Genomic DNA, 22,699 nt, shown 5'->3' on the forward strand with positions numbered 1-22,699 from the left:
GGGCGCGACGTCACCGAGAGGGGCCCTGCATGTTTGAGAACACTGTCCGCCGCCGCGCACTGACCCTGGCGGCTTCGGTCGCCCTGGTGGCCCTGTCAGCCGGGATGAGCCTGGCCGCCGGCGCTGAAGTCTATCAAACCCCGCCCGCGCCGATCGCCCAGATCCTCGATGCGCCCCAGACGCCGGGCGTCAGCCTGAGCCCCGAGCGCAAGACCATGGCCCTGCTGGGCCGGGAAAACCTGCCGTCCATCGCGGCGGTGTCCGAGCCCATCCTCCGCCTCGGCGGCTTCCGCATCAATCCGCGCAGCAACGGCCCGATCGAGGCCCGCACCAACTGGCTGAACAGCCTGAGCTTCCAGGACGTCGCCAGCGGCAAGACCCAGGTCGTCGCCCTGCCGGAAGGGGCCCGCTATACCGAGGCCCGCTGGTCGGCGGACGGATCCAAGCTGGCCTTTGTTCTCGACGGCAAACAGGGACTGGAGCTCTGGATTGCGGATCGCCGTTCGGCGACGGCCCGCAAGGTCGAAGGGTTTCTGCTGAATGCGGCCTTCGGGACCAGCTATTACTGGCTGCCCGACGGTCAGTCGCTTCTGGTCGCCGCTATTCCTGCTGGTCGCGGCCCCGCGCCGGTGGCGGATGACTCTCCCAAAGGTCCGATCGTTCAGGAGTCTGCCGGACGCACGGCGGCGATCCGCACCTTTCAGGACCTGCTGGCCTCCGAGCATGATGAGGCCCTGTTCGACCACTATTTCACCCGCCAACTGGTCCGGGTGAACCTGGCGGACGGCTCCCTGGCGCCCCTGGGTGCGCCTGGCCTCTATTCGGCGGTGACGCCCTCGCCGGACGGTCAGTTCATTCTGACCAACCGGCTGAAGCGCCCCTACAGCTATCTGGTTCCGGCCAGCCGCTTCCCGACCGAGATCAACGTGCTCGACGCCCAGGGAAAGCTGGTCAAGGCCCTGGCCGACCGTCCCCTGGCCGACAATCTGCCGGCGGCCTTCGATGCCGTCTCGGTGGGACCGCGGTCCGTGTCCTGGCGCGAGGACGCGCCGGCCACCCTGGTCTGGGCCGAGGCCCAGGATGGCGGTGATCCGCGCAAGAAGGTGGCGATCCATGACCGGGTCCTGAGCCTGGCAGCACCGTTCACGGCGGCCCCGACTACCGTTGTGGATCTTGACCAGCGCTATGCCGGCATCGACTGGGGCCGCGCCGACTTCGCCATCCTGGCCAGCCGCTGGTGGGAGACGCGCAAGGAAAAGCGCTTCGCCATTGACCCGTCCAAGCCGGGTTCGAGCCGTCTGATCCTCGAGCGCAACTACCAGGACCGCTACAACGATCCCGGCGCGCCGGTCACCCGCACCAATGCCAAGGGCGAGGAAGTTCTCCACTTCACGCCGGACGGCAAGGGCCTGTTCGTTGCCGGGGCCGGGGCGAGCGCCAAGGGCGAGTTCCCGTTCATCGGCGTAATGGATATCGCGACCGGCAAGACCAGCCGGCAGTGGCAGTCCGCAGCCCCCTATTACGAAGTGCCGGTCGCCTTGGCTGACGAGGCCGGCAAGACCGTGATCACCCGTCGCGAAAGCAAGGACGAGCCGCCGAACTATGTCCTTCGGTCCGTCAAGGGCGGCAAGGCCGTGCCCCTGACCAAGTTTGCCGACCGCGCGCCGCAGTTCGCCGGGGTCAGCAAGCAGACCATCACCTATAGCCGCGCCGACGGGGTGAAGCTGTCGGGAACCCTCTATCTGCCGGCCGGCTACGACAAGGCCAAGGACGGGCCGCTGCCCTTGCTGATGTGGGCCTATCCGGAAGAGTTCACCGACGCCTCGGTGGCCGGCCAGACCGTGGATGCCGGCAACCGTTTCGTTCGCCCCGGCGGGACCAGCCACCTCTTCCTGCTGACCCAGGGCTATGCCGTCCTGGACGGGCCTTCCATGCCGATCATTGGCGTGAATGGGGCAGAGCCGAACGACACCTATGTCGAGCAGCTCACCGCCAGCGCCAAGTCTGCCGTCGATGCGGTGGTGGCCCTGGGTGTGGCCGACAAGGACCGGATTGCCGTCGGCGGGCACAGCTATGGTGCCTTCATGACCGCCAATCTGCTGGCCCACACCAATCTGTTCCGGGCCGGTATCGCCCGTTCGGGGGCCTATAATCGCACCCTGACGCCGTTCGGCTTCCAGGCCGAGCAGCGCACCTACTGGGAGGCGACGGACACCTATACGAAGATGAGCCCCTTCACCTACGCGACCAAGGTCAATGAGCCTATCCTGCTGATCCACGGTCAGGCCGATGACAACAGCGGCACCTTCCCGGTGCAGAGCGAGCGGTTCTATGCGGCCCTGAAGGGGGCCGGCGCCACGGTGCGTTATGTCGTCCTGCCCAATGAGGCGCATGGCTACCGCGCCCGGGAATCGACCATGCACACGCTCTGGGAAATGACCCGCTGGCTGGACCAGTATGTGAAGACCGCACCGCCGCGCGCCGCCGGCAAGTAGGGACTGTCCAGACGTGATCGCCTTTGAGGCCGTTTCCAAGACCTATGCCGCCCAGGGACCGGCCAAGACGGGCGGTCACGCCGCTCTTACGGGGGTCACGCTGTCGGTGAAGGCCGGTGAGGTGTTCGGCGTGATCGGGGCCTCCGGCGCCGGCAAGTCGACCCTGATCCGGCTGATCAATGGTCTGGAACTCCCCAGCGGGGGGCGGGTTGTGGTGGATGGTGACGACGTCGCCGCGCTCGGGGTCGAGGGGCTTCGCAGCCTGCGCCGCCGGGTCGGCATGATCTTCCAGCACTTCAACCTGCTGTCGGGCCGGACCGTGGCGCAGAACGTCGCCTTTCCCCTGAAACTGGCTGGCCGTCCGGCCGACGAGGTCAAGGCGCGGACGGCCGAGCTGCTGGCCCGGGTCGGTCTTTCCGACCAGGCCCAGAAGTATCCGGCCCAGCTGTCGGGCGGCCAGAAGCAAAGGGTCGGGATCGCCCGGGCCCTGGCCACGGGACCCAAGATCCTGCTCTGCGACGAGGCGACCAGTGCGCTCGACCCCGAAACGACCGAGCAGATCCTGGACCTGATCTCGGGCCTCAATCGCGAGCTGGGCCTGACCATCGTTCTGATCACCCACGAGATGGACGTGGTCCGCCGCGTCTGCGACCGGGTGGCGGTGCTGGAGGCCGGGCAGGTGGTCGAGACCGGACCGGTCGAGGATGTCTTCCTGCAACCGGTCAGCGCCACGGCCCGGCGCTTCGTCCGGGAAGCCGACGGCGAGCCGGCCGCAGGGGCCATGCTGGCGGGCCGGGTGGTGCGCCTGACCTTCCGGGGCGAAGCGACCTACAGGCCCGTGCTGGGCGAGGTGGCCCGGGCCACGGGGGTCGATTATTCAATCCTCGGCGGGCGGATCCACCGTCTGCGGGAAACGCCCTATGGCCAGTTGACCCTGACCCTGACCGGCGGTGACGTCGAGGCCGCCATCGCCCGCTTCCAAGCCGCAGGCGTACGGGTTGATCCTGTTTTGGGTCAGGAGGCCGACCAATGACCGCGTCGAACATTGACTGGTCCGAGATCGGCCAGGCGACCTTCGATACCCTGACCATGCTGGGGGGCTCGATGCTGCTCACCGTGCTGTTGGGCCTGCCCCTGGGGGTGATCCTGTTCCTGACTGGCAAGGGACAGATGCTGGAGAACCGCCTAGCCAACAGCCTGCTGTCCCTGATGGTCAATATCCTGCGGTCCGTGCCGTTCGTGATCCTGCTGATCGTGATGATCCCGCTGACCGTGCTTCTGGTCGGCACCTCCCTGGGGGTCCAGGGCGCGATCCCGCCCCTGGTGGCCGGGGCGGCACCGTTTTTCGCCCGTCTGGTCGAGACCGCCCTGCGTGAGGTCGACAAGGGGGTGATCGAGGCCAGCTTCGCCATGGGAGCCAAGCGCCGGCAGGTGGTGCTGGGGGCCTTGCTCCCGGAGGCCATGCCCGGGATCATCGCCGCAGCGACGGTCACCGCCATCGCCCTGGTGTCCTACACCGCCATGGCCGGCGTGGTCGGGGCCGGGGGGCTGGGCGACCTGGCCATCCGCTTTGGCTACCAGCGCTTCCAGACCGATGTGATGGTGGTGACGGTCGTGTTGCTGCTGGTGCTGGTCCAGTGTCTGCAAATGGTCGGCGACACGGTGGTGCGACGGGTGTCACATCGCTAGAAGGCGGGCATGACCGAAGAAGCGAAGATCTTCACCGCCCCGCCGCGCGAGCACTGGGATCCTGACCTTGCCCACTCTCTGATCGGCAAGACCCTGATGCTGGGCCTGACCTTTCTCGATGACGAGGGAGAGGTCCTTGAGCGACAGCAGTTCTTCGGGGTGGTGATCGAGGCCAATGACCAGACGGGCATAGCCCTGGACCTGCTGGGTGAGCAGGATGGTGACATCTACACCCTGCCGCCCCAGACCTCCGCGATCATCCCGACTCCGCAGGGCGTGACCACCCTGTCCGGCGAGACCCCGGACTTTGTCGTCAACTGGTTCATTCACGGCGCGCCGGATGACGCCGAGTCCGAATCCGAGCCCGAAGCCTAGGCCTGGTCGAACGGAAAGGGCAGCCGTCCGGCCTTGAACAGGATCTCGGGGTTTTCGTCATAGTCGCCCAGCTCGACATCGGCTGAGGCGGCAAAGGCGACGACACCCTCCCGGAGCGGGGCCAGGCGCTCGGCCTTCCGCAGCGCCTCGGCGGCGTCCTTGCAGCCGATCTGTTGCTCGGCCTTCAGGCCCTTGCCGCGCCCGGCGACATAGGCTTGCACGATATAGACGGTTTCCTTGGCCATGCCCACTCAGGCGGCCTGTTCGGGAGCAGGGTCAAGCTATCCCTCTGGTCTGATCAGGAAATCTGATTTCGCTGCATCGCGGAAACCGGGCAGAACCCCACTTGGTCTATCGCCTTCTGGAGCCGTTCATGGTCGCTCGCCGCGCACTCGTCGCCCTCAGCCTCGCCGCCCTGGCCTTGTCCGCCTGTGGTCAGAAGCCCGACGCTTCGTCGAGCGCCAGCGACACCCTGACTGTCGCGGCCACGGCCATTCCGCATGCCGAGGTGCTGGAGTTCATCAAGCCCAAGCTCGCCGAGCAGGGCCTGAAGATCGACATCAAGGTCTTCAACGACTACGTCCAGCCCAATACCCAGGTGGCCGAGAAGCGCATCGACGTCAGCTATTTCCAGACGCTTCCGTACCTGGAGACGTTCAACAAGGACCGGGGCACCAATCTGATCGCGATCAAGGGCGTGCATATCGAGCCGATCGGGGCCTATTCGGCCCGGTTCAAGTCGATCGCAGACCTGCCCCAGGGCGCGACCGTGGCCCTCCCCAACGATGCCAGCACCGAGGGCCGGGCCCTGCTGCTGCTGTCACGCAACAATGTCATCACCCTGAAGGATCCGGCCAATCCGCTCGCGAGCCTGAAGGATATCGCCGCCAATCCGAAGGGCCTGAAGTTCAAGGAACTGGAGGGCGCGACCCTGCCGCGGGTGCTGAACCAGGTGGATCTGGCGATCATCAACACCAACTATGCCCTCGACGCCAAGCTGAACCCGTCCAAGGACGCCCTGCTGATCGAGGACAGCAAGAGCCCCTATGTGAACTACCTGGTCGGCCGTCCGGACAACAAGGACGATCCCCGAGTTCAGAAGCTGGCGGCGGCCTTGACCACACCGGAGGTCGCTGCGTTCATGGCCCGCAAGTATGAGGGCGCGGTGGTCCCGGCGTTCTGATCGAAGACGAGCGCGAGCCTCGCCTGCCGCATACCCATTTTGGGCAGAAAATCCTTGCAACGCCAAGGGCCTGTGCCACCACTGCATCCTGGCTGAGCTGGGCGATTCTGCGAGCATTGGCCACGATCGGACGCAGAGCCGATGGGGACAGGCATGGGCGAGGTGATCTTCCGGAAAACGGCGAGACCTATACCGGGCGGTCTACTGGCGATGGCCAGCCGTCGTTGGGGACTGGCCGCCCTGATCACCAGCCTGCTCTGGCTCGCCCTGGTCGAACTGGTTCTGATCCTGCTGGATTGATCCGCCTGGCCCGCGCTGGCCCTGGTCTATCCTGACATTTCAGACTACCTATCAGGCTTCATGCTGAGGGAGGCTTGCCGTGTCCATACCCGCCCAGGACGCCCGGTCGCGGATGCTGGTGCTCGACGTCTGCTCGTCGTCGGGTCTGGAAGACTGGTCGCCGGACCTGCAGAAGGCCAAGGTCTATGAGCGGATCCTTCTGGACCTGATCCTGGGCGAGCTGGCCCCCGGTGCACGCCTGGACGAGCAGTCTCTGGCCGCGCGCTATGAGGCCGGACTGGCGGGCGTGCGCGATGCCCTGGGCCGGCTGGCCCTGGAGGGACTGGTAATCCGTCGCGCCCGTTCGGGAACCCTGGTCGCGCCGCTGGACCTGGTGGAACTGCGTCAGGGCTATGAAGCCCGGGCCCTGATCGAACCCCATTGCGCGGGGCTGGCGGCCCGCCATGCCTCAAAGGCCGAGGCCCAGGCGATCCTCGATGCCTTCGAGGGCGGAGAAGAGGCGGCACGCAACCGTGACCTGCCGCTGCTGGTGGCGATGGATCAGCGGTTCCATGCCGCTGTGGCCCGCGCCAGCCAGAACCTGTCCCTGGCCCGCATCCTGATCCCCTTGCAGCACAAGGCGGCGCGCTTCTGGGTGTTTTCGTTCAATGGCGCGACCGAAGCCGAGTTGCTGGCGGATATCGAACAGCATCGCGATGTCGCCCGGGTCATTGCCCGCAAGGACGTCGAAGGCGCGCGGGCGGCCATGATGCGGGTCCTGAACGTCACGCCCGAGGCCGTGCAGCGGCCCTCCGTAGACGCCTGATCCACCGCCTTGATCCAGAACAAATGATGCCCGGAAAGGTGAGGCGTTCCGGCAACAGGCGTTCAAAATTCAAACTGAAATGTTAGAAGGCATTTTGACCGACGTCGCGTAATTCCCAAAAGGTGCCGGTCGTCGCCTGGAACGTCCCTCCAGAACGGGACTGGAGCCGCCTGTCATGTCTTTCCGCCGCCTGTTGCTGTCGGTCACGGCCTTCACCCTGCTGGCAGGACCCGTCGCTCATGCCGAAGCCCAGGCGGACGCCCGGGGTGCAGACGCGGTCGACACGGTCCTGGTCCTGGCCCGCGATAAGGCTGGCCTGCTCGAGAAGCAGCCGTCCGACACGGTGTTCGGCATCGACAAGCCCCTGATCGAGACCCCGCGCTCGGCCAGCCTGGTCAGCGATCTGACCCTGGAGCGCTTCGGCGTCGAGACGCTGGATGGCCTGAGTGCCGTATCCCCGGGCACCCACACGGCCAGCTTCTATGGCGTTCCCGGATCGCTCAACATCCGTGGCACCCTGGCGGAGAACTATTTCCGCGGCTTCAAGCGGGTCGAGAACCGCGGCACCTATTCCACCCCGATCGGCGGCGCGGCCCGGATCGAGGTCCTGCGCGGACCGCCCACCCCGGTCTATGGCTCCGGCAAGGTTGGAGGCCTGGTCAATTTCATCCCCAAGTCGGCGCGGGATGAGGGGCGTTTTCTGGCCCAGGCCGAGGGTGAATTCACCGCCACCTTCGGCAGCTACAACAAGAAGCTCGTCACCGGCCAGTTCGGGGCACCGGTCAGCCTGGGTGCAGCCGAGGGCGGGGTCTATGTCTATGGCGAGGCCGAGGACAGCCACAGCTATTACCGGGGTCTCTATCCGCGCCGGCACCTGATCGAGGCCTCGGCCGATTTCGATCTGGGTCAGGGCTGGAGCACCGCCATTGGCGGCATGGGCTTCCAGTCGGACGGCGACGTCCAGACCCCGGGCTGGAACCGCCTGACCCAGGAGCTGGTGGACCGCCGGCTCTACATCACCGGCCGCGACACCAGCCTGAAGGACAGCGACGGCAACGGCCGCCTGACTCCCAACGAGGTCGGGTTCTATCCCTATGCCAGCGCGCTCTACATTCCCTATTACGGCTTCGGGAGCAGTGATCCCGTCCATACGCTCGATACGGGCGTCGGCAAGACCACGCTGAACCGCCGGACGGTCTATATCAGCCCCGCCGACTTCTCGAAGACCACGACCGGCACCCTGTACTTCGATCTGGCCAAGGATCTGGGCGCTGACCGGTCCCTGAAGCTGCAGCTGTTCCATGACCGTCAGGACAATGAGCGGTTCGTTTCCTACGGCTATCCGTCGGCCATCGACGCCAGGGTCAGCGAAGCGCGCCTGACCTTGGCCCTGCCGACGACGGTCGCCCGGATCAGCGGCCAGACCCTGGTCGGCGCTTCGCATCGCAGCTTTGAAGGCCGGCGTCGCGAAAGCTTCAACAGCGGTCTGATTGCCCTCGATCGCCGCGATCTCGCCTTCGGCGCCACGGCGACCGACACCATCGACAGTCCCTTCACGGACGAGCCGGGCGGCGTGGGTCTGCGCTGGGAGAACGACAACCGGTCCGAGTGGACACAGTCGGGTATCTTCTTCACCTCCGACCTTGAGGCCGGGCGCTGGAACCTGACGGTGGGCGGCCGCTATGACCGCTACGAGGTCGAGAGCCAGGATACAGGCTTCCTCAGCTATACGGTCACCGGACGGCAGTCTGCCGGGCGCAACAAGGCGACGTGGAACGCCAGCCTGACCTACAAGACCGCCCTGGGGCTGATGCCCTATGCCAGCTATGCCAAGGCTTCGGCGCTGGAGATGAGCCAGGCCGGTGATATCGCTCCATCCCTGGTGCGCGACGGATCCTGGCTTTCGAATTCCGACCTGGCCGAGGCCGGGGTGAAGTTCCAGCTGCTCGACGGAACCCTGGTCGGCTCCCTGGCGGCCTACCGCCAGAACCGCACCCAGTTGACCAACAGCTCGCCTCCGACCGTGCAGGGCACGCGCGCCAAGGGCGTCGAGCTTGAGCTCCGCTGGCTCGCGTCCGAACAGCTTAGCTTCACCCTCGCGGGCAACAGTCAGCGGACCACCATGAAGGGTCCAGATCGCTCGTTCCAGTATATCCCGGCCTATACCGCCGGGGTGCCTGGCCCCAGCGCCTATGGCGGGTCCTATGTGGTCTGGAGCTTTGCCAGCCTGCCGGGCCGGGGCGGCGACTATGCCTATACGCTGGTCCCCAAGTCCGTGCTCAGCCTCTATGGAGCCTATACCAGCAAGGGCTATGACTGGGGGCAGGCGGGAGCGACCCTCGGTGTCTCCCATGTCAGCCAGACGGCCGGAACGGTGCAGAATGCGGTGCGCTATCCCGCCTATTCCGTGGTCAACGGGTCGGCCTATTTGACGCGTGGCCCTTACACGGCCCAGTTCAATGTCGATAACCTGTTCGACACCTTCTATTTCACCCCGGATGCCGACACCTATGCCAATCTGGGCGCGCTGCCCGGCAAGGGCCGCGAATGGCGCGTGACCCTCAAGCGGACCTTCTGATCTTGGCCCTACCCGACCTGCGTCGCGTTTCGCTGCTGGCAGGCTTCAGCCTGCTGTTGTTCCTGATCACCGCCGCGACCTACGGGTCGCTGGGCGTGGTGCTGCCGGGAATGATCCGCGAGCTCGGGTGGAGCTTTGAGCAGGCCTTTCTCGGTTTTTCCGTCCTGGGCCTGTTCACGGGAGCCTCGTCCTGGCTGCCGGCGATCCTGATCCGCCGGATCGGCGTTCGGGCGACGCTGCTGCTGGGTTCGGCGATCCTCGGACTTGGCCTCCTGGGCTTTGCGGGCTCGGCGAGCATTGCCCGTTACTATGCCGGGGCAGCCCTGTGCGGCATCGGCTTTCAGATGGCAGCCCTGATCCCGGGCACCCATGTCCTGTCGGCCCTCTACCGCCGGCGGGCCCTGCCGTTCGGGATCTATTTCACCTTCGGCTCCCTGGGCGGCGTGGCGGGGCCCTGGATGGCACTGGCGGTCTTGAACGGCGCCGACAATGACTGGCGGCTCTACTGGCTGGTTCTGGCCGGCCTGGCTGTCGTGATCGGGGGACTCTGTGCGGCGCTGGTCGGCGGGTCGAAATGGCTGGCCGAGGCCGCTCATGACGTCGATGCCGAGGTCGAGGCTGAGGCGCGGGAAACCCTTGCCGGTGCCAGGGTCTATCGCACAGCCCACGAGTGGAGCGTGAAGGCTGCGCTGCGGACGCCGCAATTCTATGTCCTGGTCGCCGCCTATTTCACCCACCTGCTGGCCGGTGTGACGGTGGCCAGTGTCTCCGTCAGCCACATTGGAGAGGTCGGAGTCGCTGCCGGCCTGTCTGCGGCCGCCGCTGCGGCCATAGGGGCCAAGATGCTGAGTCTGGAGTCGCTGATGCAGACCGCGGCGCGGCTGGGTGGCGGCTTCATCGGTGACCGGATCGATCCCAAATGGCTGCTGGTCGGCGCGCAGGGCATGCTGGTGATCGGTTTGCTGGCCCTGGCCTCGGCCACCAGCACACCCCTGATGCTGCTCTATGCGATCGGCACCGGGGTCGGCTTTGGCCTGACCGTTCTGGCGGTCACGGTCCTGCTGCTGAACTATTATGGCCGCCGCAACAATCTGGAACTCTTCTCCCTGACCTGTCTGGTCGGGGCCGTGTCGGCGGCCGGCCCGTTCATTGCCGGGGCCATGCGCGATCGTCTGGGCGGCTTTGCCCCGACCTTTCAGCTCTTCGCCGCCGTGATCGCCGTGGTCTTTGTCGCCGCCCTGTTCATGCGTCCGCCCGCGGCACCGGAGGACGAATGTGGCGGCCCGGATGGGGCGGGGCGGGGGTGAAGATCGGCCGTTTGCCTCGGCGGACCTCGTGGTAGGACAGGACATGAACTGGCCTTCGCCCCACCATAAGGATTTTGGCGTCTTCCTGCCTGTAGCCAATGGCGGCTGGATCGTGTCGTCGACGACGCCGCCGCTTGACGGACTCTATCCGCAGAACCGCGCCGCCGCCGTTCTGGCCGACGAGATCGGGCTCGATTTCATCATGTCTATGGCCAAGTTCCGCGGTTTCGGCGGGGCGACAGATCACTGGGGCACGGTGCTGGAATCGGTGACCCTGATGGCCGGGCTGGCCGAGGCCACGCGCAAGGTCAGGATCTGGGCCACCCTGCACCCCCTGCTGCAGAACCCCGCCGTGGCAGCCAAGATGATTGCGACCCTCGACCACATCAGTGGAGGACGCGTCGGGCTCAACATCGTCGCCGGGGCCTATCGCGAGGAATTCGCCCAGATGAGCGCCTGGGACGAAAAGCTGGATCATGATGACCGCTATGCCCTGGCCGAGGAATGGACCCATGTGGTCAAGCGTCTCTGGCGCGAAGACCGGGTCAGCCATCATGGTCGCTTCTTCAATCTCGACGATTGCCAGTCGGACCCCAAGCCCCTGTCGCGGCCCAGACCAGACCTGATCTGCGCCGGCAGTTCCGCCCGTGGCTTTGCCTTCGCCGTAGCGGAGGCCGACGCCTGTTTCATCGGCGGAGCCAGTACTGCGGATCGCCGCGCGGCGAGCCGTCGGGCCAAGACCATGGCGGAGGGGCTGGGCAAGTCGATCCGCACCTATGCCATGTGCACGGTCGTCCATGCTGAAACCGACGCCGCGGCCCAGGCCCTGGTCCGGGTCTATGCCGATGGCCTGGATCTGGATGCGGTCAAGGCCATGCTGCGCAGCTGGGGTGCGCCGGCCGACAGGCTGGATGCGGCGGCCCATCAGCAAGGGGCGTTCATGACCGAGACCGTGGTCGGCTCACCGGCCACCTGTGGTGACAGGATCGCCAGCTTTGTCGAGGACTGCGAACTGGACGGGTTGATGCTGATCTTTCCGGACTATGTCGCGGGCCTGACGATGTTTGGCGCCGAGATCCTCCCGGGACTGAGGCAGCGTTTCTCATGACCTGGGTGCCGCTGGAACCAGGCTGGGTTGCGGCGGAGCGAACGGCGCTGCTGATCGTCGACATGCAGGTCGACTTTGCGGCGCCGGAAGGGGTCATTGGACGTCTGGGCGTCGATCTTTCCACCATCGGCCCGGCGCTCGCGGCCGCTGAGCGGCTGGTCGAGGCTGCGCGCGCGGCCAAGGTGCCCGTGATCTTTGTGGGCCTGTCGACGACGCCGGCCAGCGATTCTCCGGCGTGGCGCGAGCGGATGGCGCGCCGGGGCGGCAATCCCGACATCGAGAGTGACCTGTGCCGGGCCGGTCATGCGGGCTCCGACTTCTATGGTCCTCAGCCTGCCCCTGGCGAGCTGGTGATCGAGAAAACCCGGTACAGCGCTTTTCACGGCACCGGTCTTGGCCAGCGTTTGCGAAAGGCGGGTGTGGACACTCTGGTCCTGTGCGGCCTGACCACAGAGTGCTGCGTCGACTGTTCGGCGCGTGACGCCTTCCATCAGGACTTTCACGTTTTTGTGCCGACTGATGCCTGTGCGGCCTATGAACCCGATATCCATGAGGCGGCGCTCAAGGTCATGGGCCTGAACTTTGCGATCCTGACGGACGCGGACGCCGTCATTGCCAGCTGGTCCGGCGTGGCCTGATCCACGAAAAAGCCGCCCCGGTTGCCCGGGGCGGCCCATTCCATCGTCAGAGACTTTGGAAAAATCTTAGAACGCAGCCTTGAGGCTGAACGCCACGCGCTCGTCGAAGATCGAGCCGAGCGAGTTCACGCCGGTGTCCGAGTAACGGATGTCAGCGGTCAGGTTCGGGGTGATGGCGTAGGCGAGGCCAACATTCCAGGTGGCGTAGTCGGTGCCGAACTCGATTTCCTGCTGGCCGAGGGCGCCCGTGAGGGTCAGCTTTTCGGCCAGGGGTAGCGAGGCGTTGACTTCATAATAGAAGGCCTTGCCGGCTTCGAGCGGGAATTCCGGCGAATAGAACACGGTAACGCCGACGGTTGCCGGACCGAGCGGACGCGAGGCGGCAGCCTTCAGTTCGAGATAGCTGAACTGGCCGGGGGTGGCACCCTTGTCGTCGACATAGCCGTAATAGACCAGACCGAAGTCCAGGGCGGTGTCGCCCACGGTCGGCTTCACGCCGGCATAGATGTCGATTTCAGCGGTCGGATCGTCAGTGCCGAAGTCAACGTTCGAGGCCCAGACGCCAGCATAGCCGATGCCGTAGGTGGCATCGACGCCACCGAAGATTTGCGGATCTTCCTGGGTGTTGCTCACGCCGCGGAACACGTAGTCGCTGGCGACGCCAACATTGTAGGAAAGCTTCAGGGTGTCTTGCGCCATGGCGGCGCCGCTCAGGGCAACGGTGGCGGCGGCCGAGGCCAGCGCGATCTTAAAGATGTTCATTGGTCTATCCCCTTCTCTGTGTCGTCTCCCCGGAGCTCGCCCCGAGTGCGACGGCGCCTGCAAGCGCACTATGTCGACGACCAATTAGTCGCTGACTTGCCCGTTGTTGCAATCACAGTGCGCAAAGCGCCAGCACGAACGGCCCGGTTCGCCTAAAGTTTGAACCAAGTGTGACGAATTTGCTGCAGAATGAACGGTCTGGGCCACAGTGAAGGGTTAAGGCTTGATTGACCTTTACCCGTGGCTTCGGCGCCGCGCCCGGACACTAGCGCATGGAGAGACTCGCGCCGCCAAGATGCAGGCCGGCGTCCACCAGCAGGGTTTCGCCGGTGACGTGCCGCGAGGCGGGGGCGGCCAGGAAGACGGCGGCCCCGGCCACATCCTCTGCGGTTGAGGCCACCTTGAGCGGCGTAGCGGCTGCGGCACCCGATCTCAGACGGTCCACCCGGTCGGCGTCCATGGCCTTGCCAAACCAGGGCGTGTCAATGAAGCCGGGGCAGATGGCGTTGACGCGGATGCGGGGCGCGAGGGCCCGCGCCAGGGACAGGGTCATGGTCGTCATCGCCCCCTTGGAGGCGGCATAGGGCACGGATGAGCCGTTTCCGACCACGCCCGCGATCGACGACGTGTTGACCACGGCACCCGGCTGCGGCGCGGCTTCAAGCAGGGAGCGTGCCGCGCGGACCATCTGGAAGGCCCCCACGACATTGACGCTGTAGAGCCGCAGGAAGTCCTCGGCATCGACGGCATCCAGGTCGGCATGGTTCGGCGCGAACTTGGTCACGCCGGCATTGTTGAACAGCGCATCGATCCGGCCGGTCGAATCGGCAGCCTGGGCGATCCGGCGGCAGTCGGCGTCCTGGGCCACATCGCCCTGGACCAGGACCGCCCGAGAGCCTTCAGCCTCGATCAGGCGCGCGGTGGCCTCGGCATCCTCGGCATTGTTGGCGAAATTGACCACGACCAGGCCGGCCCCGCGTCGGGCGGTTTCCACGGCTATGGCCCGGCCAAGCCCGGTAGAGGCCCCGGTGACCACCACTGTGAAACCGTCGAAGTCCCGTCCCGTCATGGTGCCTCTCCCGTGTTCGAACATCTGTTTGGCAATGTGTAGCGACAGGAGGCCGACTTGTCTCCGGGGACGGACGGGCCTAAATCGCGGCCATGACAGACCTCAACGTCACCCAGCTCGGCCAGATGGTCGATGCACCGGTCAGCCCCGATGCCGCCATCCTCGAGCGCGTGCCCAATCCGCAATCCGACGTGCTCTATCTGGCGCGCTTCGTGGCACCGGAGTTCACCTCGCTGTGTCCGGTGACCAGCCAGCCGGATTTCGCCCACCTGGTCATCGACTATGCCCCGGGTGACTGGCTGATCGAGAGCAAGTCCCTGAAGCTCTACCTGACCAGCTTCCGCAACCACGGCTCTTTCCACGAGGACTGCACGGTCAAGGTCGCTCGCAAGATCGTCGAGATCGCCGAGCCGCGCTGGTTGCGCATCGGTGGCTACTGGTATCCGCGTGGCGGCATTCCGATCGACGTGTTCTGGCAGACGGGCCCGGCCCCGGAGGGGCTGTGGGTGCCCGACCAAGGCGTGGCCCCCTATCGCGGTCGGGGCTAGGAGGCGGGGCCAACCCTTCAGTCCGGGTGCCATTCCGTCGTGATCGCCGCCACATCCGGCCTTGGCCGTTCCTGGGGCGCTTCGGTGGACGTGCCCAGATAGACAAAGCCCGCCACCTTCTCGTCAGGTGCTATGCCGAGCATAGCCAGGGCGCGGGTATCATAGCTGTACCAGTCGGTGATCCAGTTGGCGCCCCAACCCAGGGCAGCCGCGCCGAGCAGCATCTGATGGCAGACGGCGGAGGCACTCTGACGCTGCTCCCATTCCGGAATCTCGCCGGGGATGTGGCGTGAGATCACCGCCACGCAGACCGGCGGACGGGTCAGCTTGCGCAGGGCGGCCGTCGCCTTGACCGGATTGGCCTGACTGGCGGCGAGGGGGGTAATCCGTTCAGCGAAGACGTCCTTGGCCGCGCCGCGCAGGATCAGGAACCGCCATGGCGCGAGCTTGCCGTGGTCGGGCACCCGCGCGGCCAGCCGCAGCAGGTCCTGAAGCTGGTTCTCGTTCGGGCCCGGGGCGGTCAGGGTCATGGCCGAGGCCGACCGGCGACGGGCCAGGAAGGCCACAACCTCGGGCGAGGCCTCGATCGGCAGGGCATCGCCAAAGGCCGGAGCGGCGGGAACGGAACCGGTCAAGACGATCTCCTCAAACCGTTGTACTGGACCATAACTATGGCCGAGCCCCGGTCGCCACAAGCCGCGAGCCCCGATGAGCGACAGTTCTGATCACGCCCGACCCGCCTGGCTCAAGCCCCATGGCAAACCCTGGGGCGTCACCAGCCAGAAGGTCGTCTACGACAATCCCTGGATCAATGTGACGGAGTACCAGGCCGTAGCGCCCACAGGCCGGGCGGCGCTCTATGGCAAGGTCAGTTTCAAGAACCAGGCGATCGGTATTGTGCCCCTGCACGAGGACGGCACCGTCACCCTGGTGGGCCAGAACCGCTTCGCCCTGGCCAATTACAGCTGGGAACTGCCCGAAGGCGGCGCGCCCCTGGGTGAGGAACCGCTCGACGGCGCCAAGCGCGAACTGGCCGAGGAGGTCGGGCTGCAGGCGGCTGACTGGCGCCAGATCCTGAAACTGGAACTGACCAACTCGGTGACCGACGAGATCGGCATCGGCTTTCTGGCCATGGACCTTTCGCCGGCCGACACCGACCCGGACGAGACCGAGGACCTGGCGGTCGCCCGCGTGCCGTTCTCCGAGGCGCTCGATGCGGCGGTCGCCGGCTACATGCCCGACTCCCTCACCGTGGCGCTCCTGCTTCGGGTGCACCATATGGCGGTCAGGGGTGAGCTGCCGCGCGATCTCGCCCGACTTGTGCTAGGCTGACCAGGCCGGGTGAGAGGGCTTGCCGTCCCGCAAAATGGCTAGTGCGTTTTTAAAAAGAATGTTCTAGTTCCGGCAAGCAATGGGAGAGCCCCGATGGCCAAGCGCCTTGAAGTCGTCACCGAGCAGTCGACGCCCCCCGTCTGGGCGGCGCTGCGCAACCAGGCCGAACATGCCGCCAAGGCCGAGCCGGCCCTGGCGTCACTGCTGAATGCGGTGATCCTCAGCCACGACAATCTGGCCGATGCCCTGACCTTCCAGTTGGCCCGCAAGCTGGGCGACCAGGAGATGAGGGCCATGACGGCGCGCGAGTTCGCTGCGGAAGCCTTCCACTCGGACCCGGCCCTGGTGATCGCGGCCGAAGCCGACCTGATGGCCGTGTTCGAGCGCGATCCGGCCTGCAAGGGCTATGTCCAGCCCTTCCTGTTCTTCAAGGGCTTCCTGGCCCTGCAGACCCACCGCGTGTCTCACTGGCTGTGGAGCCAGGGCCGCGAGACCCTGGCCTTCTATCTGCAGAGCCGGTCCAGTGAGGTCTTTCAGGTCGATATCAATCCGGCCGCCCGGATCGGCCAGGGGGTCTTTATCGACCATGGCACCGGCATCGTCATTGGCGAGACGGCGGTGGTCGGCGACGACGTTTCGATGCTGCACGGCGTGACCCTGGGCGGCACCGGTGCCGATCGTGGCGACCGTCACCCCAAGATCGGCCGCGGCGTACTGCTGGGGGCCGGCGCCAAGGTCCTGGGCAATATCAGCGTCGGCGACTTTGCCAAGGTGGCCTCGGGCTCGGTCGTGCTCAAGCCGGTTCCCCCGCACTGCACTGCTGCCGGGGTTCCGGCCCGCATCGTCAACTGCCCGACCTGCGAGGAGCCGGCCAAGTCGATGGACCAGACCCTGTCCGAGGCCGTTTACGACTACGTGATCTGAGTGCGCACGATCGTCTGGAAAGGCCTGTGGCTCGCCGCCCTGCTGTCCGTCGGCAGTCTTGCTCCGGTCCAGGCGGAAGAGGCCCGAACCGACGGTTACACCGTGGTGAAGACTTATCCGCATGACCCGCGGGCCTTCACCCAGGGCCTGCTGTGGCGTGACGGCTTTCTCTACGAAAGCACCGGTCTGCATGGTCGGTCCTCGGTCCGAAAGGTGACGCTGGAGACCGGCGTGCCCGAGCAGGAGCGTCTGATCGACAGCCGCCATTTCGGCGAGGGCCTGGTCGACTGGAAGGACCGGCTGATCAACCTGACCTGGCAGGACCAGATGGGGTTCATCTTCGATATCAACAGCTTCGAGCGGGTCGGCGAGTTTTCCTATCCGGGCGAGGGCTGGGGCCTGACCCGAGACCAGACGCGGATCATCATGAGCGACGGCACCTCGGCCCTGCGGTTTCTGGATCCCGAGACGCTGAAAGAGACCGGCCGCATCCAGGTCACCGACGACGGCAAGCCTGTGGATAACCTGAACGAGCTGGAATGGGTGAAGGGAGAGGTGCTGGCCAATATCTGGCAGACCGACCGCATCGCCCGCATTGACCCGGCGACCGGCAAGGTGAAGGGCTGGATCGACCTGACCGGACTACTCAGCGTCGCTGACCAGGCCGGAGGCCACGTCGATGTGCTGAACGGCATTGCCTATGACGCAGCGACCGACCGACTGTTCGTGACGGGAAAGCTCTGGCCCAAGCTGTTCGAGATCCGGTTGCGGCCGAACACGAACTAGGCCCCTTAGGCCGCCGTTCCGCCGGGAACTGACGCAAGCAGCTTGCGACTCCGGCGCGGAACGCTAGGTTCGCGTCGATACGCGCCACGGCGCCCAACGAGAAAACAGGAGCTCCCCGTGGACGCTGCATCCATCGAAAAGATTGAAAAGCACCTGAAGCGCACCTTCGGTAACCCGCACATCGCCGTGAAGGCGCGTCCGAAGCAGAAGGATTCCGCCGAGGTCGAAGTGGCTGGCGAGTTCATCGGCGTTGTCTTCCAGGACGAGGACGAGGACGGCTCGTTCATGTTCGAAATGGCGATCCTGGCCGAAGACCTCGACTAAGCCATCAGGTGTCGCGCCCGGGTCCTGGCCCCGGCGCGACGCCAGACCATCATGAGCGTGCATCCTCTCGACAGGCCGGTCCTGTCAGCCTTCACCGGCCGGCAGGCGGAGCTCGCGATCCTTCGGGGCTGTGCCCTGAGGCTTCATCCCGACTTTGGCCTGTTCGCCACCACGGTCGATGACACGCCGCAAGCCCTCGCCGATCTCGGCACACTGGTCGCCGACCATGGCGACACCGGCCTGGTCGAACGGCATGCGCCGCCGCCGGTCCCAGGCACCCGGGTCGTCTCCAGCGCCCTGTGCCTGCAAATGACGGCCCAGACGGTCGTGCCGGCGTGGGCCACAGACTTCGAGATCCTCAATCTGTCCGACGCCGACGCGGCCGAGATGTTGGCCTTGGCGACCCTGACCAAGCCGGGGCCCTTCTTCGCGCGCACCCACCAGATGGGCCGCTTCGTCGGTGTAAGGCTTGCGGGCAAGCTCGTCGCCATGGCCGGCGAGCGCATGCGACCTGACGGCTACACCGAGGCCAGCGGCGTCTGTGTCCACCCCGATCATCGCGGCCAGGGCTATGCTGCCCGGCTGTTGCAGGAGGTCACGACACGGATTCTGGCCCGCGGCGAACAGGCCTTCCTGCACAGCTATGCCGACAACACCACGGCCATAAGGCTCTACGAGTCCCTGGGCTATCGCGGACGGGCCGAGGTGATCTTCACGATCCTGACGCGGGCCTGAAGCGCGCGTCAGGATCCTTTCAGGATCAGGCCTCGGCTGTCCTGGCCGCCGCCTTGCGGGCCCAGCGGTAGAGGCTGAACACCGAAATCGCCGCGGCGATCAGGGCCAGGATCATGCCGATGTGCTCGGTCGGGGCGAAGGGCACCGCCAGGGGCTCGCCCTTGTTGGTGGCCACGATCAGGCCGGCCAGGGCGACATTGAACAGGCTCTCGCCGACGATGAAGCCCGAGGCAACCAGGACGCCCAGCCGCTTGGCCGGTTCGGCGGTCTTGTCCCTGGCCACGACCTTTTCATAGATCCAGCCGGCCAGGGCACCGACCACCACCGGGGCGGTGACGGAGCTGGGCAGATAGATGGCCAGGCCCACGCCCAGGGGCGGCAGGCTGAACCGGCCGGTGCTGGACTTGCGCAGGACCGCATCGACCATGACCAGTCCGGCCCCGATCAGGGCACCGATTCCCAGCAGACCCCAGTTCAGGTCGCCGCCCAGCACCCCCTTGGCCAGGGTCGAGATCAGGGTCGCCTGGGGGGCTGCCAGGGGGTCATTGGCGATGGCGTGGAGATTGGGCGCGCCGGCGAACCCGTTCGAGCGGTTCAGCAGTTCGAGCACGAACGGAATGACAATCGAGCCGGCCATGACGCCGATCACCAGGGCGACCTGCTGCTTCCACGGGGTGGCGTCGACCAGCTGGCCGGTCTTGAGGTCCTGCAGGTTGTCATTGGCGACCACGGCGACGGCCAGGACGACAGTCGTCACATAGAGGGCGAAGGCGACCAGGGCCTTGGTCACGTCGGGTCCGATCATGCCACGCCCCACGGCCCCGACCATCAGCGAGGCCCCCAGCACCGTCAGGATGGCGATGCCAGAGACCGGGCTGTTCGACGATCCGATCAGGCCGGCCATATAGCCGCAGACGGCGGCGGCCAGCATGCCGGCGAACACGACATAACCGATGCCGATGGCGACGAGGGGCGTGGACAGGCTTTCGATCGGACCACCGACCAGGAACTGGGCCAGGAACCAGCCGGCAGGGGCCAGCATCAGCAGGGCGACGAGGCCGACGATGCTGATCGGGATGTCCTGTTCGGAGCGCGGGATGGCCGCGCCGCCGGCCTTGCGGGCCTTGCCGGCGTCGAGGGCCGAGGTCAGGCCGCTCCAGATCGGGGCGGCCAGCTTGCCCAGGGTCCAGATGGCGGCTGCGCCGATCACGCCGGCACCCATGAAGCGGACTTCGGTCTTCCAGACGGTCAGAGCGTGCTTGGCGGCATCGGCACCTTCCATCGGATGCAGGCTGGTCATGATCGGGACCAGGATGCCCCAGGCGATGGCGAGGCCGGCGAACATGGCGATACCGACCGTGATGCCCATCAGATGTCCGGCCCCCATCAGGGCCAGGGAGCTGGATGCGCCGATGCCGGTCGCGCCGGCCCCGGCCTTGAAATAGGCCGAGACCTCGGCGGCAAAGATCTTGGCGGCAGCGAGGGCCGCGAACAGGGCCGAGGCGACGGTGCCCGCGGCGACCGCCAGCAGGCCGGCTTGCCCCTCCGCAGCCCCTTCACGCGATCCGGTGCCGACCTTCAGCACCTCGGCGGCGGCGACGCCCTCGGGATAGGGCAGGTCGGAATTGGTCACCAGGGCCCGGCGCAGCGGGATCGTGTACATGACGCCCAGGATGCCGCCGACGGCGGAGGCCCCGAAGGTCGGCAGGAACGGCACCTCGGCCCACCAGCCGATCATCAGCAGGCCGGGCAGGACGAAGATCACCGACGACAGGGTGCCCGCCGCCGAGGCGATGGTCTGGACGATGTTGTTTTCCTGGATCGTGCCGGTTCTGAACAGCCGCAGCAGGGCCATCGAGATCACCGCCGCCGGGATCGAGGTCGCGAAGGTCAGGCCCACCTTGAGGCCCAGATAGACCTGGGCGGCGGTGAAGACGAGGGTGATCGCGATCCCGAGCAGGACGCCGCGAACGGTAAACTCCGAACGAGGCGTGGTGGCGGCGTCGGCCATGGGGGGATCCTGAAATCGTTAAGGCGGCCGGACCTTGCACGCCCGACCGCCTCCAACTCAAGCCCCTGATGGGCCACCTGTGGCAGAATTAGAGAACGCCGAGCATCTCGGCGACCAGGGGGTGGCGAACGATGTCACGGTCGGCGAGGCGAACCACGCCGATATTCTCCAGGGCGTCGAACTTGGCGGCCACGTCGGCCAGACCCGAAATGCCGGGCAGCAGGTCGGACTGGTTCGGGTCGCCGGTCACCACCATGGTCGAGTTCCAGCCCAGGCGGGTCAGCAGCATTTTCAGCTGCATGTAGGTGCAGTTCTGGGCTTCATCGATGACCACGAAGGCGTTGTTCAGGGTGCGGCCGCGCATGAAGCCGACCGGGGCGATCTCGATGGAGCCGTCGGCCATCAGGGCCCGCATGCGCCGGCTCGAGAGCCGGTCGGTCAGGGCGTCATAGAGGGGCCGCAGATAGGGGGCGAGCTTATCCTCCATGTCGCCGGGCAGATAGCCGATCGACTCGCCGGCCTCGACGGCGGGGCGCGACAGGACGATGCGGGCGACCGAGCCGGCTTCCAGCGCCTCGACGGCCTTGGCGATGGCGATATAGGTCTTGCCGGTGCCTGCAGGGCCCAGGGCCATCACCAGGTTCTTCTTGTCGATGGCCTCCATCAGTTCGGCCTGGCCAGGTGATTTGGGCTTGATGGTTTTCAGGTAGCTCTGGTCTCGATCCGGATTTCGCGAGGCTCCGTCATGCCCAAGGGGCGACCAGCTGTTTCCGCGCTCGCGAATATCGACCGGCAACCGGCGCACTTTTGCGTCGTCACCATAGTGGCCGCTCTCGGTCGCGCCTTCGCGCGCCATACGCTTCAGGGCTCGCTTGGTCATGTAAGCCTCCATTCAGGCATTAAAAAAGGACGAGGCCGTGTGGCGTCGTCCTTGGCGGTGGGGAGGAGATGAACGGAGACGCGTGCGCAACGCGGCGGCTCGGCGCTGGACCGAGAAGGCGGTGGTTCCGAGGAACGCCTGAACGCCAAGAGCGACACCCTGTTCTCCGTTGTCGGGAGCCGGGGGCGAACATCGTCCCCGGTGGGAATCGAAGTGATTTCTCCCTTCGAATCGCCCGACTAGACTGATGCTAACGTGGTTTCTCAGATGTTAATCAAGCGACGATTTCAAGAAAACGGGGTGTACGGATGACTGTCTATTCCTTGGGCGCCCTAAGCCCCACACTTCCCGCGCCAGGCGAATACTGGATCGCTCCGACGGCATCGGTCATGGGGCATGTCATTCTCAAGAAGAATGCCAGTATCTGGTGGGGCGCCATTGCTCGCGGGGACAACGATCCGATCGAGATCGGCGAAAACAGCAATGTACAGGACGGGTCAGTACTTCACACCGATCATGGCGCGCCACTGACCATCGGGGCGAATGTGACTATCGGCCACATGGTGATGCTGCACGGATGCACGATCGGTGACGGCTCTCTGATCGGGATCGGAGCAATCGTTCTCAATGGCGCGAAGATCGGCAGGAACTGTCTGATCGGCGCGGGGGCCCTGATCACCGAGGGCAAGGAGATTCCCGACAATTCGATGGTCATGGGGGCTCCGGGCAAGGTGGTGCGCGAGATCGGTGAGCAGCATGCCCTGATCCTGCAGGCCTCGGCCCTGCACTATGTCGAGAACTGGCAGCGCTACAGTCGCGACCTGACCGTGTCCGGTGCCTGATCGCAGGA

Annotated in this window: 23 protein-coding genes; 17 read left to right on the top strand and 6 right to left on the bottom strand. The window is 66.0% G+C overall.

Annotated elements, in window-relative coordinates; all coding sequences use genetic code 11:
* Nucleotides 1-29 precede the first annotated feature (29 nt).
* Genes AQ619_RS04165 through AQ619_RS04180 form a run of 4 tightly spaced genes read left to right on the top strand, consistent with a single transcriptional unit; the run spans nt 30 to nt 4,559 of the window.
* Nucleotides 30-2,495, top strand: coding sequence for a S9 family peptidase (locus AQ619_RS04165; protein WP_062144678.1), 2,466 nt, complete (start codon nt 30-32; stop codon nt 2,493-2,495).
* A gap of 13 nt (nt 2,496-2,508) precedes the next feature.
* Complete coding sequence (locus AQ619_RS04170; RefSeq protein ID WP_062144681.1) at nt 2,509-3,528, top strand: methionine ABC transporter ATP-binding protein; 1,020 nt, start codon at nt 2,509-2,511, stop codon at nt 3,526-3,528.
* The gene (locus tag AQ619_RS04175) at nt 3,525-4,184 is read left to right on the top strand and encodes a methionine ABC transporter permease (RefSeq protein WP_062144683.1); all 660 of its coding nucleotides are present in this window, start codon (nt 3,525-3,527) and stop codon (nt 4,182-4,184) included. Before AQ619_RS04170 ends, AQ619_RS04175 begins: the two co-directional genes overlap by 4 nt.
* A 9-nt stretch (nt 4,185-4,193) precedes the next feature.
* Nucleotides 4,194-4,559, top strand: coding sequence for a hypothetical protein (locus AQ619_RS04180; RefSeq protein WP_062144685.1), 366 nt, complete (start codon nt 4,194-4,196; stop codon nt 4,557-4,559).
* Here the strand turns inward: AQ619_RS04180 and AQ619_RS04185 are convergent.
* The gene (locus tag AQ619_RS04185; protein ID WP_166504136.1) at nt 4,556-4,804 is read right to left on the bottom strand and encodes a hypothetical protein; all 249 of its coding nucleotides are present in this window, start codon (nt 4,802-4,804) and stop codon (nt 4,556-4,558) included. The genes AQ619_RS04180 and AQ619_RS04185 overlap by 4 nt on opposite strands.
* A gap of 128 nt (nt 4,805-4,932) precedes the next feature.
* On the opposite strand from AQ619_RS04185, the gene AQ619_RS04190 reads away from it, so the two are divergent.
* The 6 genes from AQ619_RS04190 to AQ619_RS04215 all read left to right on the top strand — a co-directional run bounded on the left by AQ619_RS04190 (nt 4,933) and on the right by AQ619_RS04215 (nt 12,478).
* Nucleotides 4,933-5,742, top strand: a complete 810-nt coding sequence (locus AQ619_RS04190) for a MetQ/NlpA family ABC transporter substrate-binding protein (protein ID WP_062151265.1) — start codon at nt 4,933-4,935, stop codon at nt 5,740-5,742.
* A 412-nt stretch (nt 5,743-6,154) separates the two neighbouring features.
* Nucleotides 6,155-6,847: a GntR family transcriptional regulator gene (locus tag AQ619_RS04195; protein ID WP_062144692.1), complete on the top strand. Its 693-nt coding sequence runs from the start codon at nt 6,155-6,157 to the stop codon at nt 6,845-6,847.
* Between the two features lie 175 nt (nt 6,848-7,022).
* Nucleotides 7,023-9,425, top strand: a complete 2,403-nt coding sequence (locus AQ619_RS04200) for a TonB-dependent siderophore receptor (RefSeq protein ID WP_378109261.1) — start codon at nt 7,023-7,025, stop codon at nt 9,423-9,425.
* Nucleotides 9,395-10,732, top strand: a complete 1,338-nt coding sequence (locus AQ619_RS04205; RefSeq protein WP_084746179.1) for an MFS transporter — start codon at nt 9,395-9,397, stop codon at nt 10,730-10,732. Before AQ619_RS04200 ends, AQ619_RS04205 begins: the two co-directional genes overlap by 31 nt.
* Nucleotides 10,733-10,775: 43 nt before the next feature.
* On the top strand, nt 10,776-11,840 hold the full coding sequence (locus AQ619_RS04210; RefSeq protein WP_062151267.1) for an LLM class flavin-dependent oxidoreductase: 1,065 nt from the start codon (nt 10,776-10,778) through the stop codon (nt 11,838-11,840).
* Nucleotides 11,837-12,478 (top strand): cysteine hydrolase family protein, encoded by a 642-nt coding sequence (locus AQ619_RS04215; RefSeq protein WP_062144702.1) that lies wholly within the window; start codon nt 11,837-11,839, stop codon nt 12,476-12,478. The genes AQ619_RS04210 and AQ619_RS04215 overlap by 4 nt, the downstream gene beginning before the upstream one ends.
* 66 nt (nt 12,479-12,544) lie before the next feature.
* Here AQ619_RS04215 and AQ619_RS04220 read toward each other — a convergent pair whose 3' ends face one another.
* The gene (locus AQ619_RS04220) at nt 12,545-13,240 is read right to left on the bottom strand and encodes a TorF family putative porin (protein ID WP_062144705.1); all 696 of its coding nucleotides are present in this window, start codon (nt 13,238-13,240) and stop codon (nt 12,545-12,547) included.
* A gap of 265 nt (nt 13,241-13,505) precedes the next feature.
* Entirely contained in the window at nt 13,506-14,333 is an 828-nt protein-coding gene (locus AQ619_RS04225) for an SDR family NAD(P)-dependent oxidoreductase (RefSeq protein WP_166504137.1), read from the bottom strand.
* 68 nt (nt 14,334-14,401) lie between these two features.
* Between AQ619_RS04225 and queF the strand changes: the two genes are divergently transcribed.
* Entirely contained in the window at nt 14,402-14,857 is a 456-nt protein-coding gene (gene queF, locus AQ619_RS04230) for a preQ(1) synthase (RefSeq protein ID WP_062144710.1), read from the top strand.
* A gap of 17 nt (nt 14,858-14,874) precedes the next feature.
* On the opposite strand, the gene AQ619_RS04235 is transcribed toward queF, so the two are convergent.
* Nucleotides 14,875-15,492, bottom strand: coding sequence for a nitroreductase family protein (locus tag AQ619_RS04235; protein WP_062144713.1), 618 nt, complete (start codon nt 15,490-15,492; stop codon nt 14,875-14,877).
* 73 nt (nt 15,493-15,565) lie between these two features.
* Here AQ619_RS04235 and AQ619_RS04240 point away from each other — a divergent pair, with 73 nt between their 5' ends.
* The 5 genes from AQ619_RS04240 (at nt 15,566) to AQ619_RS04260 (ending at nt 18,958) form a co-directional block, all read left to right on the top strand.
* Nucleotides 15,566-16,189, top strand: a complete 624-nt coding sequence (locus AQ619_RS04240; protein WP_062144716.1) for an NUDIX domain-containing protein — start codon at nt 15,566-15,568, stop codon at nt 16,187-16,189.
* Between the two features lie 93 nt (nt 16,190-16,282).
* Nucleotides 16,283-17,113, top strand: coding sequence for a serine O-acetyltransferase (gene cysE / locus AQ619_RS04245; protein WP_062144719.1), 831 nt, complete (start codon nt 16,283-16,285; stop codon nt 17,111-17,113).
* The gene (locus tag AQ619_RS04250; protein WP_062144722.1) at nt 17,114-17,899 is read left to right on the top strand and encodes a glutaminyl-peptide cyclotransferase; all 786 of its coding nucleotides are present in this window, start codon (nt 17,114-17,116) and stop codon (nt 17,897-17,899) included.
* A gap of 117 nt (nt 17,900-18,016) precedes the next feature.
* Nucleotides 18,017-18,223, top strand: a complete 207-nt coding sequence (locus tag AQ619_RS04255; RefSeq protein WP_062144725.1) for a DUF3126 family protein — start codon at nt 18,017-18,019, stop codon at nt 18,221-18,223.
* Nucleotides 18,224-18,274: 51 nt separating this feature from the next.
* Complete coding sequence (locus AQ619_RS04260; protein WP_062144728.1) at nt 18,275-18,958, top strand: GNAT family N-acetyltransferase; 684 nt, start codon at nt 18,275-18,277, stop codon at nt 18,956-18,958.
* A gap of 25 nt (nt 18,959-18,983) precedes the next feature.
* On the opposite strand, the gene AQ619_RS04265 is transcribed toward AQ619_RS04260, so the two are convergent.
* Nucleotides 18,984-20,969 carry an OPT family oligopeptide transporter gene (locus AQ619_RS04265; protein WP_062144731.1) on the bottom strand — a complete coding sequence of 662 codons (1,986 nt, stop codon included), beginning with the start codon at nt 20,967-20,969 and terminating at the stop codon, nt 18,984-18,986.
* 88 nt (nt 20,970-21,057) lie between these two features.
* Nucleotides 21,058-21,861 carry a PhoH family protein gene (locus AQ619_RS04270; RefSeq protein WP_166504138.1) on the bottom strand — a complete coding sequence of 268 codons (804 nt, stop codon included), beginning with the start codon at nt 21,859-21,861 and terminating at the stop codon, nt 21,058-21,060.
* A 296-nt stretch (nt 21,862-22,157) separates the two neighbouring features.
* On the opposite strand from AQ619_RS04270, the gene AQ619_RS04275 reads away from it, so the two are divergent.
* On the top strand, nt 22,158-22,691 hold the full coding sequence (locus tag AQ619_RS04275; RefSeq protein ID WP_062144737.1) for a gamma carbonic anhydrase family protein: 534 nt from the start codon (nt 22,158-22,160) through the stop codon (nt 22,689-22,691).
* Nucleotides 22,692-22,699: the final 8 nt, after the last annotated feature.

The sequence above is a fragment of the Caulobacter henricii genome (assembly GCF_001414055.1).
Taxonomy (GTDB): Bacteria; Pseudomonadota; Alphaproteobacteria; order Caulobacterales; family Caulobacteraceae; genus Caulobacter; species Caulobacter henricii.